The sequence below is a fragment of the Bacillus sp. N5-665 genome (assembly GCF_022637375.2).
Taxonomy (GTDB): domain Bacteria; phylum Bacillota; class Bacilli; order Bacillales; family Bacillaceae_G; genus Bacillus_A; species Bacillus_A wiedmannii.
In genome coordinates, this window is the sequence record NZ_CP093325.1 from 5,386,427 (window position 1) to 5,399,141 (window position 12,715).

The 12,715-nt window shown below is 41.0% G+C and carries 22 protein-coding genes; all 22 read right to left on the minus strand.

Annotated elements, in window-relative coordinates; all coding sequences use genetic code 11:
• Window positions 1–33: 33 nt before the first annotated feature.
• Complete coding sequence (gene rpmD / locus MNO09_RS30190) at window positions 34–216, minus strand: 50S ribosomal protein L30 (protein WP_001085231.1); 183 nt, start codon at window positions 214–216, stop codon at window positions 34–36.
• A gap of 13 nt (window positions 217–229) precedes the next feature.
• Complete coding sequence (rpsE, locus tag MNO09_RS30195; protein ID WP_000554646.1) at window positions 230–730, minus strand: 30S ribosomal protein S5; 501 nt, start codon at window positions 728–730, stop codon at window positions 230–232.
• 21 nt (window positions 731–751) lie between these two features.
• Window positions 752–1,114, minus strand: a complete 363-nt coding sequence (rplR, locus tag MNO09_RS30200) for a 50S ribosomal protein L18 (RefSeq protein ID WP_000628818.1) — start codon at window positions 1,112–1,114, stop codon at window positions 752–754.
• A gap of 31 nt (window positions 1,115–1,145) precedes the next feature.
• The gene (gene rplF, locus MNO09_RS30205; RefSeq protein ID WP_000086553.1) at window positions 1,146–1,685 is read right to left on the minus strand and encodes a 50S ribosomal protein L6; all 540 of its coding nucleotides are present in this window, start codon (window positions 1,683–1,685) and stop codon (window positions 1,146–1,148) included.
• 32 nt (window positions 1,686–1,717) lie between these two features.
• Window positions 1,718–2,116: a 30S ribosomal protein S8 gene (gene rpsH / locus MNO09_RS30210; RefSeq protein ID WP_000245511.1), complete on the minus strand. Its 399-nt coding sequence runs from the start codon at window positions 2,114–2,116 to the stop codon at window positions 1,718–1,720.
• 29 nt (window positions 2,117–2,145) lie between these two features.
• The gene (gene rpsN, locus MNO09_RS30215; RefSeq protein ID WP_001085700.1) at window positions 2,146–2,331 is read right to left on the minus strand and encodes a 30S ribosomal protein S14; all 186 of its coding nucleotides are present in this window, start codon (window positions 2,329–2,331) and stop codon (window positions 2,146–2,148) included.
• Window positions 2,332–2,364: 33 nt separating this feature from the next.
• Window positions 2,365–2,904: a 50S ribosomal protein L5 gene (gene rplE, locus MNO09_RS30220; RefSeq protein ID WP_001080829.1), complete on the minus strand. Its 540-nt coding sequence runs from the start codon at window positions 2,902–2,904 to the stop codon at window positions 2,365–2,367.
• Window positions 2,905–2,930: 26 nt separating this feature from the next.
• On the minus strand, window positions 2,931–3,242 hold the full coding sequence (gene rplX, locus MNO09_RS30225) for a 50S ribosomal protein L24 (protein ID WP_000558201.1): 312 nt from the start codon (window positions 3,240–3,242) through the stop codon (window positions 2,931–2,933).
• Window positions 3,243–3,280: 38 nt separating this feature from the next.
• Complete coding sequence (rplN, locus tag MNO09_RS30230; RefSeq protein ID WP_000615912.1) at window positions 3,281–3,649, minus strand: 50S ribosomal protein L14; 369 nt, start codon at window positions 3,647–3,649, stop codon at window positions 3,281–3,283.
• A gap of 43 nt (window positions 3,650–3,692) precedes the next feature.
• Complete coding sequence (rpsQ, locus tag MNO09_RS30235; protein WP_000004106.1) at window positions 3,693–3,956, minus strand: 30S ribosomal protein S17; 264 nt, start codon at window positions 3,954–3,956, stop codon at window positions 3,693–3,695.
• Between the two features lie 20 nt (window positions 3,957–3,976).
• Entirely contained in the window at window positions 3,977–4,177 is a 201-nt protein-coding gene (gene rpmC / locus MNO09_RS30240) for a 50S ribosomal protein L29 (protein ID WP_000855718.1), read from the minus strand.
• Entirely contained in the window at window positions 4,167–4,601 is a 435-nt protein-coding gene (gene rplP / locus MNO09_RS30245) for a 50S ribosomal protein L16 (protein ID WP_000928969.1), read from the minus strand. The genes rpmC and rplP overlap by 11 nt, the downstream gene beginning before the upstream one ends.
• A gap of 1 nt (window position 4,602) precedes the next feature.
• A complete protein-coding gene (rpsC, locus tag MNO09_RS30250) occupies window positions 4,603–5,262 on the minus strand; it encodes a 30S ribosomal protein S3 (RefSeq protein WP_000529958.1) in 660 nt (219 codons plus the stop codon).
• 3 nt (window positions 5,263–5,265) lie between these two features.
• On the minus strand, window positions 5,266–5,607 hold the full coding sequence (gene rplV, locus MNO09_RS30255) for a 50S ribosomal protein L22 (RefSeq protein WP_001148024.1): 342 nt from the start codon (window positions 5,605–5,607) through the stop codon (window positions 5,266–5,268).
• 17 nt (window positions 5,608–5,624) lie between these two features.
• On the minus strand, window positions 5,625–5,903 hold the full coding sequence (gene rpsS / locus MNO09_RS30260; RefSeq protein ID WP_000124454.1) for a 30S ribosomal protein S19: 279 nt from the start codon (window positions 5,901–5,903) through the stop codon (window positions 5,625–5,627).
• A gap of 60 nt (window positions 5,904–5,963) precedes the next feature.
• Window positions 5,964–6,794 carry a 50S ribosomal protein L2 gene (gene rplB / locus MNO09_RS30265; RefSeq protein WP_000511583.1) on the minus strand — a complete coding sequence of 277 codons (831 nt, stop codon included), beginning with the start codon at window positions 6,792–6,794 and terminating at the stop codon, window positions 5,964–5,966.
• Between the two features lie 28 nt (window positions 6,795–6,822).
• The gene (rplW, locus tag MNO09_RS30270) at window positions 6,823–7,113 is read right to left on the minus strand and encodes a 50S ribosomal protein L23 (protein ID WP_001205558.1); all 291 of its coding nucleotides are present in this window, start codon (window positions 7,111–7,113) and stop codon (window positions 6,823–6,825) included.
• The gene (gene rplD / locus MNO09_RS30275) at window positions 7,113–7,736 is read right to left on the minus strand and encodes a 50S ribosomal protein L4 (RefSeq protein ID WP_001127258.1); all 624 of its coding nucleotides are present in this window, start codon (window positions 7,734–7,736) and stop codon (window positions 7,113–7,115) included. Before rplD ends, rplW begins: the two co-directional genes overlap by 1 nt.
• Before the next feature lie 25 nt (window positions 7,737–7,761).
• The gene (rplC, locus tag MNO09_RS30280) at window positions 7,762–8,394 is read right to left on the minus strand and encodes a 50S ribosomal protein L3 (protein WP_000160209.1); all 633 of its coding nucleotides are present in this window, start codon (window positions 8,392–8,394) and stop codon (window positions 7,762–7,764) included.
• Window positions 8,395–8,428: 34 nt separating this feature from the next.
• A complete protein-coding gene (gene rpsJ, locus MNO09_RS30285; protein WP_001040595.1) occupies window positions 8,429–8,737 on the minus strand; it encodes a 30S ribosomal protein S10 in 309 nt (102 codons plus the stop codon).
• Window positions 8,738–9,136: 399 nt separating this feature from the next.
• Window positions 9,137–10,324 carry an elongation factor Tu gene (gene tuf / locus MNO09_RS30290; RefSeq protein WP_001029617.1) on the minus strand — a complete coding sequence of 396 codons (1,188 nt, stop codon included), beginning with the start codon at window positions 10,322–10,324 and terminating at the stop codon, window positions 9,137–9,139.
• A gap of 117 nt (window positions 10,325–10,441) precedes the next feature.
• Complete coding sequence (gene fusA / locus MNO09_RS30295; RefSeq protein WP_000196381.1) at window positions 10,442–12,520, minus strand: elongation factor G; 2,079 nt, start codon at window positions 12,518–12,520, stop codon at window positions 10,442–10,444.
• Window positions 12,521–12,715 lie beyond the last annotated feature (195 nt).

Consider the following 12,715-nt stretch of genomic DNA (forward strand, 5'->3'; position numbering starts at 1 on the left):
TCCCAGGCACCTCCTTATATTAATGAGTTATCCTTAAGCTTCTTTTACAGTTATAAGGTGAGAAACTTTGTTGATCATACCAAGAATAGCAGGAGTTTCTTCCTTAACTACAGTTGAATTCAACTTTTTAAGACCTAAAGCTTCTACCGTCGCACGTTGATCTTGTGGACGACCAATTACACTACGAGTGAGGGTAATTTCTAACTTTTTCGCCATTTGTTTTCCCTCCTTAACCTAGTAGCTCTTCTACAGATTTACCGCGTAATTTTGCAACATCTTCAGCGCGCTTAAGTTCGCTTAATCCGTTCACAGTAGCGCGAATCATGTTGATTGGTGTGTTAGAACCAAGAGATTTCGAAAGAATATCTTGTACACCAGCTAATTCAAGTACCGCACGAACAGGTCCACCAGCAATAACACCAGTACCTTCAGCAGCAGGTTTTAAGAATACTTCACCAGCTCCAAAATGACCGTTGATTGTGTGTGGAATTGTTGTACCAACTAATGGTACAGCGATTAAGTTTTTCTTAGCGTCTTCGATAGCTTTGCGGATTGCGTCTGGTACCTCTTGTGCTTTACCAGTACCGAATCCAACATGACCGTTTTTATCGCCAACTACAACTAGTGCAGCAAAGCGGAAACGACGACCACCCTTAACAACTTTCGCGACACGATTTATCGTAACTACACGTTCTTCAAGTTCTAATTTACTTGGGTCAATGCGATGCATCAATTTTCCCTCCTTTGACCATTAAAATTGTAATCCAGCCTCACGAGCAGCCTCAGCTAGAGCTTTAACACGGCCATGGTATAAGTAACCACCGCGATCGAATACTACTTCTTTAACGCCTTTCTCTACAGCACGCTTAGCAACTGATTCTCCTACTTTCGTAGCAGCTTCAGTATTGCTAGTACCGTTAAGAGCAAGGTCTTTATCAAGAGTAGATGCACTTACTAACGTTACACCATTTACATCATCAATAACTTGAGCGTAAATATGTTGGTTAGAACGGAACACGTTTAAACGTGGACGTTCTGCAGTACCAGTAAGTTTAGCACGTACACGTGCATGTCTTTTCTTACGAGTCGCATTTTTATCAGCTTTAGTGATCATTCTTGTCACTCCTTTCTCTCACCTAACGGGTTTACTTAGCAGTTTTACCTTCTTTACGACGAACAACTTCGCCTTCGTAACGAATACCTTTACCTTTATAAGGCTCAGGAGCACGTACAGCACGGATGTTAGCAGCAAATTCGCCAACACGTTGCTTGTCGATACCTTTGATTACGATTTTAGTTGGTACAGGTACTTCAACTTCAAGACCTGCTTCCGGAGTCATTTCTACTGGATGAGAATAACCTACGCTTAATACAAGTTTATCTCCTTGTTTTTGAGCACGGTAACCAACACCGACTAATTCAAGTCCGCGTGCGAAACCTGTAGTTACACCTTCAACCATGTTTCCGATTAAAGCACGAGTTGTACCGTGTAATGCACGGTGTTCCTTCTGTTCAGAAGGACGCTCAACTGTTAGTGTATTTTCTTCAATTTTGATAGACATATCAGCATTGAATTTACGAGTTAATTCACCTTTAGGGCCTTTTACTGTTACAGTATTGTCTTCTGCAATTGTAATAGTAACACCTGCAGGGATTTCAAGAATCTTTTTACCAATACGAGACATGTGGTCACACCTCCGTTCGTTTTAAATATATATTACCAAACGTATGCTACTACTTCTCCACCAGTTTGTAATTGACGAGCGTCTTTGTCTGTCATTACTCCCTTAGATGTAGAAACAAGAGCGATACCTAATCCGTTAAGTACACGTGGTACTTCATCAGCTTTAGCGTAAACGCGTAAGCCAGGTTTACTGATACGTTTTAATCCAGTGATTACACGTTCATTGTTTGCACCATATTTCAGGAAAATACGAAGGATACCTTGTTTGTTATCCTCGATGTATTCTACATCACGAATGAAACCTTCACGTTTTAAAAGTTCAGCGATCTCTTTTTTGATTTTAGAAGCAGGAACCTCTAATTTCTCATGACGTACCATGTTCGCATTACGGATGCGAGTAAGCATGTCTGCAATTGGATCTGTCATCACCATGTGTTTTACCTCCTTCCCATTTGTGGGTTTTACCAACTAGCTTTTTTAACACCAGGAATTTGACCTTTATATGCAAGTTCACGGAAACAAATACGGCAAAGCTTAAATTTGCGGTATACAGAATGCGGACGACCGCAGCGTTCGCAACGTGTATACTCTTGTACTTTAAACTTAGGAGTACGCTTTTGTTTCGCTATCATAGATTTTTTAGCCACGTTTTCGCCTCCTCTACTTAGCGTTGGTTTCCATTATTTTTGGAATGGCATACCGAATTGTGTTAAAAGTTCACGAGCTTCTTCATCAGTTTTCGCTGTAGTAACGATTACGATGTCCATACCGCGGACTTTGCTTACTTTATCATAATCGATCTCAGGGAAGATAAGTTGCTCTTTAACACCTAATGTGTAGTTCCCACGACCATCGAATGATTTCTTAGAAACACCACGGAAATCACGTACACGTGGTAAAGAAACTGATACTAATTTGTCGAAGAACTCATACATTTGCTCGCCGCGTAAAGTTACTTTCGCACCGATTGGCATACCTTCACGAAGACGGAAACCAGCGATTGATTTTTTAGCACGAGTTACAACAGGTTTTTGACCTGCGATTTGTGTTAATTCTTCTACTGCATTGTCTAAAGCTTTTGAGTTAGATACCGCGTCACCAACACCAGTGTTGATTACGATCTTTTCGATTTTCGGTACTTCCATCACAGATTTATAGTTAAACTTGCTCACTAGAGCAGGAGTAATTTCCTTTTGGAACTTCTCTTTAAGGCGATTCAATGAAGTGACCTCCTTTCTTAAGAAAATTATTTATCTAATAATTCACCAGATTTTTTTGCAATACGAACTTTTTTACCATCTTCTACTTTGAAGCCTACGCGAGTAGGTTCACCTGTTTTCGGATCTAAAACCATAACGTTAGAAACGTGAATAGGTGCTTCTTTAGTAATAATTCCACCTTGTGGATTTAATTGAGATGGCTTAGAGTGTTTTTTAACGATGTTAACACCCTCAACGATAACACGGTTTTGCTTTGGGAAAGCCACAAGGATAACGCCTTGTTTTCCTTTGTCTTTTCCAGTGATTACCTGTACTTTATCACCTTTTTTTACATGCATCTTAATTCTGCACCTCCTTAGCAAGGCAATACCTTAAATTATAGAACTTCTGGAGCTAAAGAAACGATCTTCATGAAGTTGCTATCACGTAATTCACGAGCTACTGGTCCGAAGATACGAGTACCACGTGGGCTCTTATCGTCTTTGATGATAACCGCTGCGTTTTCATCAAATTTGATATAAGAACCGTCCGGACGACGAGCTCCGCTCTTCGTACGTACCACTACTGCTTTAACAACGTCACCTTTTTTAACAACGCCACCTGGTGTTGCTTGTTTTACCGTAGCAACGATAATGTCACCAATGTTAGCATATTTACGACCAGAGCCGCCTAATACTTTAATTGTTAAAAGTTCACGTGCACCAGAGTTGTCAGCAACTTTCAAACGAGATTCTTGTTGGATCATGTTATGAAACCTCCCTTCGGACTAAAAATTCCGATTCGTCTATTTAGATAATAACCGCTTCTTCAACGATTTCAACTAAACGGAAACGCTTAGTAGCAGAAAGCGGGCGAGTTTCCATGATTTTAACGATATCGCCAAGTTTCGCTTGGTTTTGCTCATCATGGGCTTTGTACTTCTTAGAATACTTAACACGTTTTCCGTACAAGGAATGAGTTTTGTAAGTTTCAACTAAAACTGTAATCGTTTTGTCCATTTTGTCAGACACAACACGACCAGTATAAACTTTGCGTTGGTTACGTTCGCTCACTATGCAAACCTCCCCTCAATTTATCGATTAATTCCGATCTCTCTTTCACGAACTACAGTTTTCATACGAGCAATTGCTTTACGCACTTCACGAATGCGAGTTGGATTCTCTAATTGTCCTGTAGCAAGTTGGAAGCGAAGATTGAACAATTCTTCCTTTAAAGCTTTAACTTTTGTTTCGATTTCGGCAGTGGTTAATTCACGAATATCATTAGTTTTCATTAGATTCACCACCATTTTCTTCACGTTTTACGAATTTACATTTCACAGGTAACTTGTGAGCTGCAAGACGTAATGCTTCGCGTGCTACCTCTTCAGATACACCCGCGATTTCGAACATAATTTTCCCAGGTTTTACTACTGCTACCCAGCCTTCTGGTGCCCCTTTACCGGAACCCATACGTACTTCTAGAGGTTTTGCAGTGTAAGGTTTAGAAGGGAAAATTTTAATCCATACTTTACCGCCACGTTTCATGTAACGAGTCATTGCACGACGAGCAGCTTCGATTTGACGGTTTGTAATCCATGAAGCAGCTTGTGCTTGTAAACCGAATTCACCGAAAGCAATTTCAGTTCCACCTTTTGCACGACCACGCATTTTACCACGATGCTCTCTACGATATTTTACGCGTTTTGGCATTAACATATTATTTTCCTCCTTCCTCAGAAGCTTTCTTTTTTGTAGGAAGGACTTCTCCACGGTAGATCCATACTTTTACGCCTAATTTACCGTATGTTGTATCAGCTTCAACTGCTGCATAGTCAATATCAGCGCGAAGTGTATGAAGTGGAACAGTTCCTTCACTGTAAGATTCTGCACGAGCGATATCAGCTCCGCCAAGACGACCAGAAACCTGTGTTTTAATACCTTTAGCACCTGCACGCATAGCACGTTGAATAACTTGCTTTTGTGCACGACGGAATGATACACGGTTTTCTAATTGACGAGCGATGTTTTCGCCTACTAATTTAGCGTTAAGATCAGCTCTCTTAACTTCTAAAATGTTGATGTGTACACGCTTGCCTGTTAATTGGTTAAGAGCTTTACGAAGTGCTTCAACTTCAGTACCACCTTTACCAATTACCATACCAGGTTTTGCAGTGTGAATTGTAACATTTACACGATTTGCTGCACGTTCGATTTCTACTTTAGCAACAGCAGAATCTTTTAAGCGTACAGTAATGTACTCACGGATTTTGATGTCTTCATGTAGTAATGTAGCATAATCTTTCTCTGCGAACCAACGAGATTCCCAGTCACGGATAACGCCGACACGAAGACCAATTGGATTAACCTTTTGACCCATCGATTATCCCTCCTTCTTTTCTGATACCACAACTGTAATGTGGCTTGTGCGTTTGTTAATTTGGCTTGCACGACCCATTGCACGTGGACGGAAACGTTTCAACGTTGGACCTTCGTCAACGAAAACTTTTTCAACAACTAGGTTGTTAATATCCATCTCATAATTGTGCTCTGCATTTGCGATTGCAGATTTTAAAACTTTCTCTACAACTGGAGAAGCAGTTTTTGGTGTGTGGTTAAGGATAGCAATCGCTTCACCCACTTGCTTACCTCGGATTAAGTCTACTACTAAACGAACTTTACGAGGAGCAATACGAACTGTTCTCGCTACTGCTTTAGCTTGCATTGAAGTGCCTCCTCTCATTATCTTCTAGTTTTCTTATCGTCAGCAAGGTGACCTTTATACGTACGAGTTGGTGCGAATTCACCTAACTTATGGCCAACCATATCCTCAGTGATGTACACAGGTACGTGTTTACGACCATCATATACAGCGATTGTGTGTCCGATGAACTGAGGGAAGATTGTTGAACGGCGAGACCAAGTTTTAACAACTTGTTTTTGCTCAGATGCAACTAATTTTTCCATTTTGCTCATTAAGTGATCATCGACAAATGGTCCTTTTTTTAAGCTACGAGCCATTTTGGTGCCTCCCTTCGTGATTGGCGTACGGTTCTAGAAATGAACCGTACTACAATCCCATTATTTTTTACGACGACGAACGATGAATTTGTCAGACGCTTTGTTTTTCTTACGAGTCTTGAATCCAAGAGTTGGTTTACCCCATGGAGACATTGGAGACTTACGTCCGATTGGAGAACGTCCTTCACCACCACCGTGTGGGTGATCAACCGGGTTCATTACAGAACCACGAACTGTTGGGCGTTTACCTAACCAGCGAGAGCGACCTGCTTTACCGATTTTGATAAGTTCGTGTTGTTCGTTACCTACTTGACCGATTGAAGCGCGACAAGCAGATAATACAAGACGTACTTCACCAGAAGTTAAACGTACAAGTACGTATTTACCTTCTTTACCAAGTACTTGAGCAGAAGTACCAGCAGAACGAACTAATTGTCCGCCACGACCAGGCTTAAGCTCGATATTATGAACAACAGTACCTACTGGAATGTTGATTAATGGTAATGCGTTACCGATTTTGATGTCAGCTTCTGGGCCAGACATAACTTCCATACCTACTTCTAAAGATTTAGGAGCAAGAATGTAACGTTTTTCACCGTCAACGTAGTTAATTAATGCGATATTCGCAGAGCGGTTTGGATCGTATTCGATCGTAGCAACGCGTCCTGGAATTCCATCTTTGTTACGCTTAAAGTCGATGATACGGTATTGACGCTTATGTCCGCCACCTTGATGACGTACAGTAATTTTACCTTGGTTATTACGACCAGCCTTCTTGCTTAAAGGAGCAAGTAATGACTTTTCTGGTCTGTCAGTCGTGATTTCAGCGAAATCATTCGTAGTCATATTACGACGACCGTTAGTAGTTGGATTATACTTTTTAATTCCCATCTCAATTTCCCTCCTTCTTTAGTAAGAATTAAACACCTTGGAAGATTTCGATTTCTTTGCTGTCAGCAGTTAGCTTAACGATTGCTTTACGACGACGGCTAGTAAAACCAGCGTGACGACCAACGCGTTTTGCTTTCGGCTTGTAGTTCATGATGTTCACTTTTTCTACTTTAACACCAAAGATCGCTTCAAGAGCATCTTTAACTTCTGTTTTATTAGATTTAACGTCCACATCGAACGTGTATTTTTTTTCAGCCATCATTTCCATAGAACGTTCAGTGATAACTGGGCGCTTAATGATATCACGAGGATCTCTCATTATGCAAGCACCTCCTCTACTTTTTCCACTGCCGCTTTTGTCATGATTAGCTTATCATGATGAAGCACGTCTAAAACGTTTACGCCATCAGCAGTGATTACTGTTACTCCAGGGATATTGCGAGCAGATAACTCTACAGATTCGTTTGCATCAGCAGTTACGATAAGAGCTTTCTTCTCAACAGTTAATCCTTTAAGTACTGCTAGCATGTCTTTTGTTTTTGGTGCATTTAACACTAGGTCTTCAAGAACTACAATGTTGTTCTCAACTACTTTAGTAGCTAATGCAGATTTGATTGCTAAACGACGAACCTTCTTAGGAAGTTTGTACGCATAGCTTCTTGGTGTAGGTCCGAATACCGTACCACCACCACGCCATTGAGGAGAGCGGATAGACCCTTGACGAGCACGTCCAGTTCCTTTTTGACGCCATGGTTTACGACCACCACCACGAACTTCAGAACGAGTTTTTACTTTGTGTGTACCTTGACGTAAAGATGCACGTTGCATCATTACAGCTTCGAAAAGTACAGCTTCATTTGGTTCGATACCGAAAATAGCTTCAGCTAATTCGATTTCACCAACCTGTGAACCAGTTTGGTTATATACAGTAACTTTTGGCATTGGAATTCCTCCTTCCTATTGTGAATTATTTGCTAACCTTCACAGCGCCTTGAACAACTACAAGAGATTTCTTAGCACCTGGAACGTTACCTTTTACTAGTAATAAGTTGCGCTCAGTGTCAACTTGAACGATTTCTAAGTTTTGGATAGTAACTTGGTCTCCACCCATACGTCCAGCAAGTTTTTTACCTTTGAATACACGGTTCGGAGCAACTGGGCCCATTGAACCTGGACGACGGTGATAGCGAGAACCATGAGACATAGGTCCGCGAGATTGTCCGTGGCGTTTGATAACACCTTGGAAACCTTTACCTTTAGAAATTCCTGTTACGTCAACGATTTCACCTGCAGCGAAAACTTCAACTTTTACCTCTTGACCAACCTCTAATCCGTCCACGTCTGCATCGCGGATTTCGCGAATGAAGCGCTTAGGAGTTGTAGATGCTTTAGCAGTGTGGCCTTGTTCAGGTTTGTTAGTTAACTTTTCACGTTTATCTTCAAATCCTAACTGGATTGCATTGTAGCCATCAGTTTCAGTTGTTTTCTTTTGAAGAACAACGTTTGGATTAGCAGCGATAACTGTTACTGGGATTAACTCACCGTTCTCAGCAAATACTTGAGTCATACCGATCTTTCTTCCTAAGATTCCTTTGGTCATGAGTTACACCTCCTACATTTTTAAGTTATATGAATTATAGTTTGATTTCGATATCTACACCAGACGGTAAGTCTAAACGCATTAATGAATCTACTGTTTGTGGAGTAGGACTCACGATATCGATTAAACGTTTGTGTGTGCGCATTTCGAATTGCTCACGAGAATCTTTGTACTTATGAACAGCACGAAGAATTGTGTAAATAGTCTTCTCAGTTGGTAATGGGATCGGACCAGAAACTGTTGCCCCAGAACGCTTAGCTGTTTCTACAATTTTCTCAGCTGATTGATCAAGAATACGGTGATCATAAGCTTTTAAACGGATACGAATTTTTTCTTTTGCCATTATTTTCCCTCCTTCGTTCGCCTATTTCTAAAATAGACCTTCTCCATGGAAATTTCCCCACACCATGCCATGGCAAAGCGGCCGGGTGTGTCAGCAACCTTCCACTTCATCGCAGTCAAAGACCAACATTGTCTATTATACAATGTTATTCGTCTAGATGCAAGCATCTTTTTGTTTGCATCTGCTTTTCTCTACTTTTGCTATTATACATGGCACTTTAAAGAATTTCAAGTTTTCATCTGTTCTTATTCAACTTACAGTTTATGGATGTTACTTCTTGTTTTATATACTATAGAAGAAACTCATTCAAAGATAGAAAACACACCTCTTTCTTCTATATTAATAAACAATAAAAAAACCCAAGGGAAAATCCCTTGGGTTTTTTTATATCAGTTAAGATTACTCAACGATAGTAGCAACTACACCGTAACCTACTGTACGTCCACCTTCACGAATAGAGAATTTAGTTCCCTCTTCGATAGCGATTGGAGCGATAAGTTCGATAGTCATTTCGATGTTGTCACCAGGCATTACCATTTCAGTACCTTCTGGTAATTGGATGATACCAGTTACGTCAGTTGTACGGAAGTAGAACTGAGGACGGTAGTTAGCGAAGAATGGAGTGTGACGTCCACCTTCTTCTTTAGATAATACGAAAACTTCAGCTTTGAATTTAGCGTGAGCTTTTACAGAGCCAGTTTTAGCAAGAACTTGTCCACGTTGGATGTCTTCACGAGCAACCCCACGAAGTAAAGCACCGATGTTGTCTCCAGCTTGAGCTTGGTCAAGAAGTTTACGGAACATCTCTACACCAGTTACAGTTGTAGAAGCATTTTCTTCAGCAAGACCGATGATTTCTACTACGTCACCAACTTTAACGATTCCGCGCTCTACACGACCAGTTGCAACTGTACCACGACCTGTGATAGAGAATACATCCTCGATAGGCATTAAGAATGGTTTGTCAGTTTCACGTTCTGGAGTTGGGATGTAAGCATCAACTTCAGTCATTAATTCAATGATTTTTGCTTCCCAATCAGCTTCTCCTTGAAGAGCTTTAAGAGCAGAACCTTTGATTACAGGAATGTCGTCGCCTGGGAATCCGTATTCAGATAATAGGTCGCGAACTTCCATTTCTACTAATTCTAATAATTCTTCGTCGTCTACCATGTCGCATTTGTTTAAGAATACAACGATGTAAGGAACACCTACTTGACGAGAAAGAAGGATGTGCTCACGTGTTTGAGGCATTGGGCCATCAGCAGCAGATACTACTAAGATACCGCCGTCCATTTGAGCAGCACCAGTGATCATGTTTTTAACATAGTCAGCGTGACCTGGGCAGTCAACGTGTGCATAGTGACGAGTTTCAGTTTCGTACTCAACGTGTGCAGTTGAGATTGTGATTCCGCGCTCTCTTTCTTCTGGAGCAGCGTCGATTTGATCGTATCCGCGTGCTTCAGCACCACCAGCTTTTGCAAGAACTGTAGTGATCGCAGCAGTTAATGTAGTTTTACCATGGTCAACGTGGCCGATTGTACCGATGTTAACATGGGGTTTAGAACGTTCGAATTTAGCTTTAGCCATTCTAAATTCCTCCTTAGTTTATATAGGTTATTTTATATTTAGACTAGAAAGTGAAACTTACGTCCCACTTTCTAAGCTTACATAAGTAGTTATACTTGAACAATCGATAAAAATCAATTATTCACCTTTATTTTTTTTAATAATTTCTTCAGAAACAGACTTCGGTACTTCTTCATAATGATCAAATGTCATTGAGAATGTTCCGCGTCCTTGAGTGTTAGAACGTAATGCAGTTGCATAACCGAACATTTCAGAAAGTGGAACCATAGCGCGAACAACTTGTGCGTTACCGCGAGCTTCCATACCTTCTACACGTCCACGACGAGATGTTACGTCGCCCATAATGTCACCCATGTACTCTTCAGGAATTACAACTTCAACTTTCATCATTGGCTCAAGAATTACTGGGCTACATTTAGAAACCGCAGCTTTAAGTGCCATAGATGCAGCGATTTTGAACGCCATCTCAGATGAATCGACATCATGGTAAGATCCGTCAACTAACGCAGCTTTGATGTCAACTAGTGGATAACCAGCTAGTACACCATTTTTAAGTGAGTCTTCAAGACCCGCTCCAACAGCTGGGATGTATTCACGTGGAACTACACCACCGACGATTTTGTTTTGGAATTCAAAACCTTTACCTTCTTCATTAGGTTCAAACTCAATCCAAACGTGACCGAATTGTCCACGACCACCAGATTGACGAGCGAACTTACCTTCAACTTTCGCAGCAGCGCGGAAAGTCTCACGGTATGCTACCTGAGGAGCACCAACGTTTGCTTCCACTTTGAATTCACGACGCATACGGTCAACGATGATATCAAGGTGAAGTTCACCCATACCAGCGATGATTGTTTGGCCAGTTTCTTGGTCAGTGTGAGCACGGAATGTTGGATCTTCTTCAGAAAGCTTAGATAATGCTGTACCCATTTTATCTTGGTCAGCTTTAGATTTTGGTTCGATAGCTACAGAGATAACTGGCTCTGGGAATTCCATAGACTCAAGGATAACAAGACTCTTCTCATCACAAAGAGTATCACCAGTAGTAGTATCTTTTAAACCTACAGCAGCAGCGATATCACCAGCGTAAACTGTTGAAATCTCTTCACGGCTGTTAGCGTGCATTTGTAGGATACGACCTACACGCTCACGCTTACCTTTAGTTGAGTTTTTCACGTATGATCCAGAGTTTAACACACCAGAATACACACGGAAGAACGTTAACTTACCAACATAAGGGTCAGTCATGATTTTGAATGCTAAAGCTGCGAATGGTTCTTCATCGCTAGACTTACGTTCGATTTCTTCATCTGTATCCGGAAGAGTACCTTTAATAGCTGGTACGTCTAATGGAGATGGTAGGTAGTCGATAACTGCGTCTAACAGAATTTGAACACCTTTATTTTTGAATGCAGAACCACAGATTACTGGGAAGAATTCTACAGAAGTTGTAGCCTTACGGATACCAGCTTTAAGCTCTTCTACAGTGATTTCTTCACCTTCTAGGTACTTCATCATCATTTCTTCATCAAGCTCAGCTACCGCTTCAATAAGTTTTCCACGGTATTCTGCAGCTAATTCTTTGTGCTCTTCAGGAATTTCAACACGCTCGATGTCTGTTCCTAAATCGTTACCGTACATGTAAGCACATTCTTCAACAAGGTCAATGATACCATTGAACTCATCTTCAGCACCGATTGGTAACTGAATTGGGTGTGCGTTTGCTTGTAAACGATCGTGGATTGTTCCTACAGAGTATAAGAAATCTGCACCAATCTTATCCATTTTGTTAACGAATACGATACGAGGTACACCGTAAGTAGTAGCCTGACGCCAAACAGTTTCTGTTTGTGGTTCTACACCAGATTGTGCATCAAGTACTGCTACCGCACCATCAAGTACGCGTAAAGAACGTTCTACTTCTACTGTGAAGTCTACGTGTCCTGGAGTGTCAATGATGTTTACACGGTGACCTTTCCATTGAGCTGTAGTTGCAGCAGAAGTAATTGTGATACCACGCTCTTGCTCTTGCTCCATCCAGTCCATCTGAGATGCACCTTCATGAGTTTCACCGATTTTATGAATACGTCCTGTATAATACAGAATACGCTCAGTTGCTGTTGTTTTACCAGCATCGATGTGAGCCATGATACCAATATTACGAGTGTTTTCTAAAGAGAACTCTCTTGTCATTTGGTGTCTTGCTCCTTCCATATATGGATTGGATTTTTTTATTTTAAGTAGCAAAAAAGCCACTTTATATTGTTACACATGTCAGTATGTCCAGTACCCTCATTATGTAAAACGAGCGCCCAACGAAAGGGAGAGGCATTCTCCCTCTCCACACTTCCATAAGCGACAAATAAAGCGGTTTATGCTTACATTTAT

Coding starts and splice junctions, on each gene's coding strand:
- rplN (WP_000615912.1), bottom strand. CDS start 3,649: ATGATCCAACAAGAATCTCGTTTGAAAGTTGCTGACAACTCTGGTGCA.
- rplR (WP_000628818.1), bottom strand. CDS start 1,114: ATGATCACTAAAGCTGATAAAAATGCGACTCGTAAGAAAAGACATGCA.
- rpsC (WP_000529958.1), bottom strand. CDS start 5,262: ATGGGTCAAAAGGTTAATCCAATTGGTCTTCGTGTCGGCGTTATCCGT.
- rplX (WP_000558201.1), bottom strand. CDS start 3,242: ATGCATGTAAAAAAAGGTGATAAAGTACAGGTAATCACTGGAAAAGAC.
- rpsH (WP_000245511.1), bottom strand. CDS start 2,116: ATGGTGATGACAGATCCAATTGCAGACATGCTTACTCGCATCCGTAAT.
- tuf (WP_001029617.1), bottom strand. CDS start 10,324: ATGGCTAAAGCTAAATTCGAACGTTCTAAACCCCATGTTAACATCGGT.
- fusA (WP_000196381.1), bottom strand. CDS start 12,520: ATGACAAGAGAGTTCTCTTTAGAAAACACTCGTAATATTGGTATCATG.
- rplC (WP_000160209.1), bottom strand. CDS start 8,394: ATGACCAAAGGAATCTTAGGAAGAAAGATCGGTATGACTCAAGTATTT.
- rplV (WP_001148024.1), bottom strand. CDS start 5,607: ATGCAAGCTAAAGCAGTAGCGAGAACAGTTCGTATTGCTCCTCGTAAA.
- rplP (WP_000928969.1), bottom strand. CDS start 4,601: ATGTTAATGCCAAAACGCGTAAAATATCGTAGAGAGCATCGTGGTAAA.
- rpmC (WP_000855718.1), bottom strand. CDS start 4,177: ATGAAAACTAATGATATTCGTGAATTAACCACTGCCGAAATCGAAACA.
- rplW (WP_001205558.1), bottom strand. CDS start 7,113: ATGAGAGATCCTCGTGATATCATTAAGCGCCCAGTTATCACTGAACGT.
- rpmD (WP_001085231.1), bottom strand. CDS start 216: ATGGCGAAAAAGTTAGAAATTACCCTCACTCGTAGTGTAATTGGTCGT.
- rpsS (WP_000124454.1), bottom strand. CDS start 5,903: ATGGCTCGTAGCTTAAAAAAAGGACCATTTGTCGATGATCACTTAATG.
- rplF (WP_000086553.1), bottom strand. CDS start 1,685: ATGTCTCGTATTGGTAAAAAGATTCTTGAAATCCCTGCAGGTGTTACT.
- rpsJ (WP_001040595.1), bottom strand. CDS start 8,737: ATGGCAAAAGAAAAAATTCGTATCCGTTTAAAAGCTTATGATCACCGT.
- rplB (WP_000511583.1), bottom strand. CDS start 6,794: ATGGGAATTAAAAAGTATAATCCAACTACTAACGGTCGTCGTAATATG.
- rpsE (WP_000554646.1), bottom strand. CDS start 730: ATGCATCGCATTGACCCAAGTAAATTAGAACTTGAAGAACGTGTAGTT.
- rplD (WP_001127258.1), bottom strand. CDS start 7,736: ATGCCAAAAGTTACTGTATATAACCAAACTGGTTCACAGGTTGGTGAA.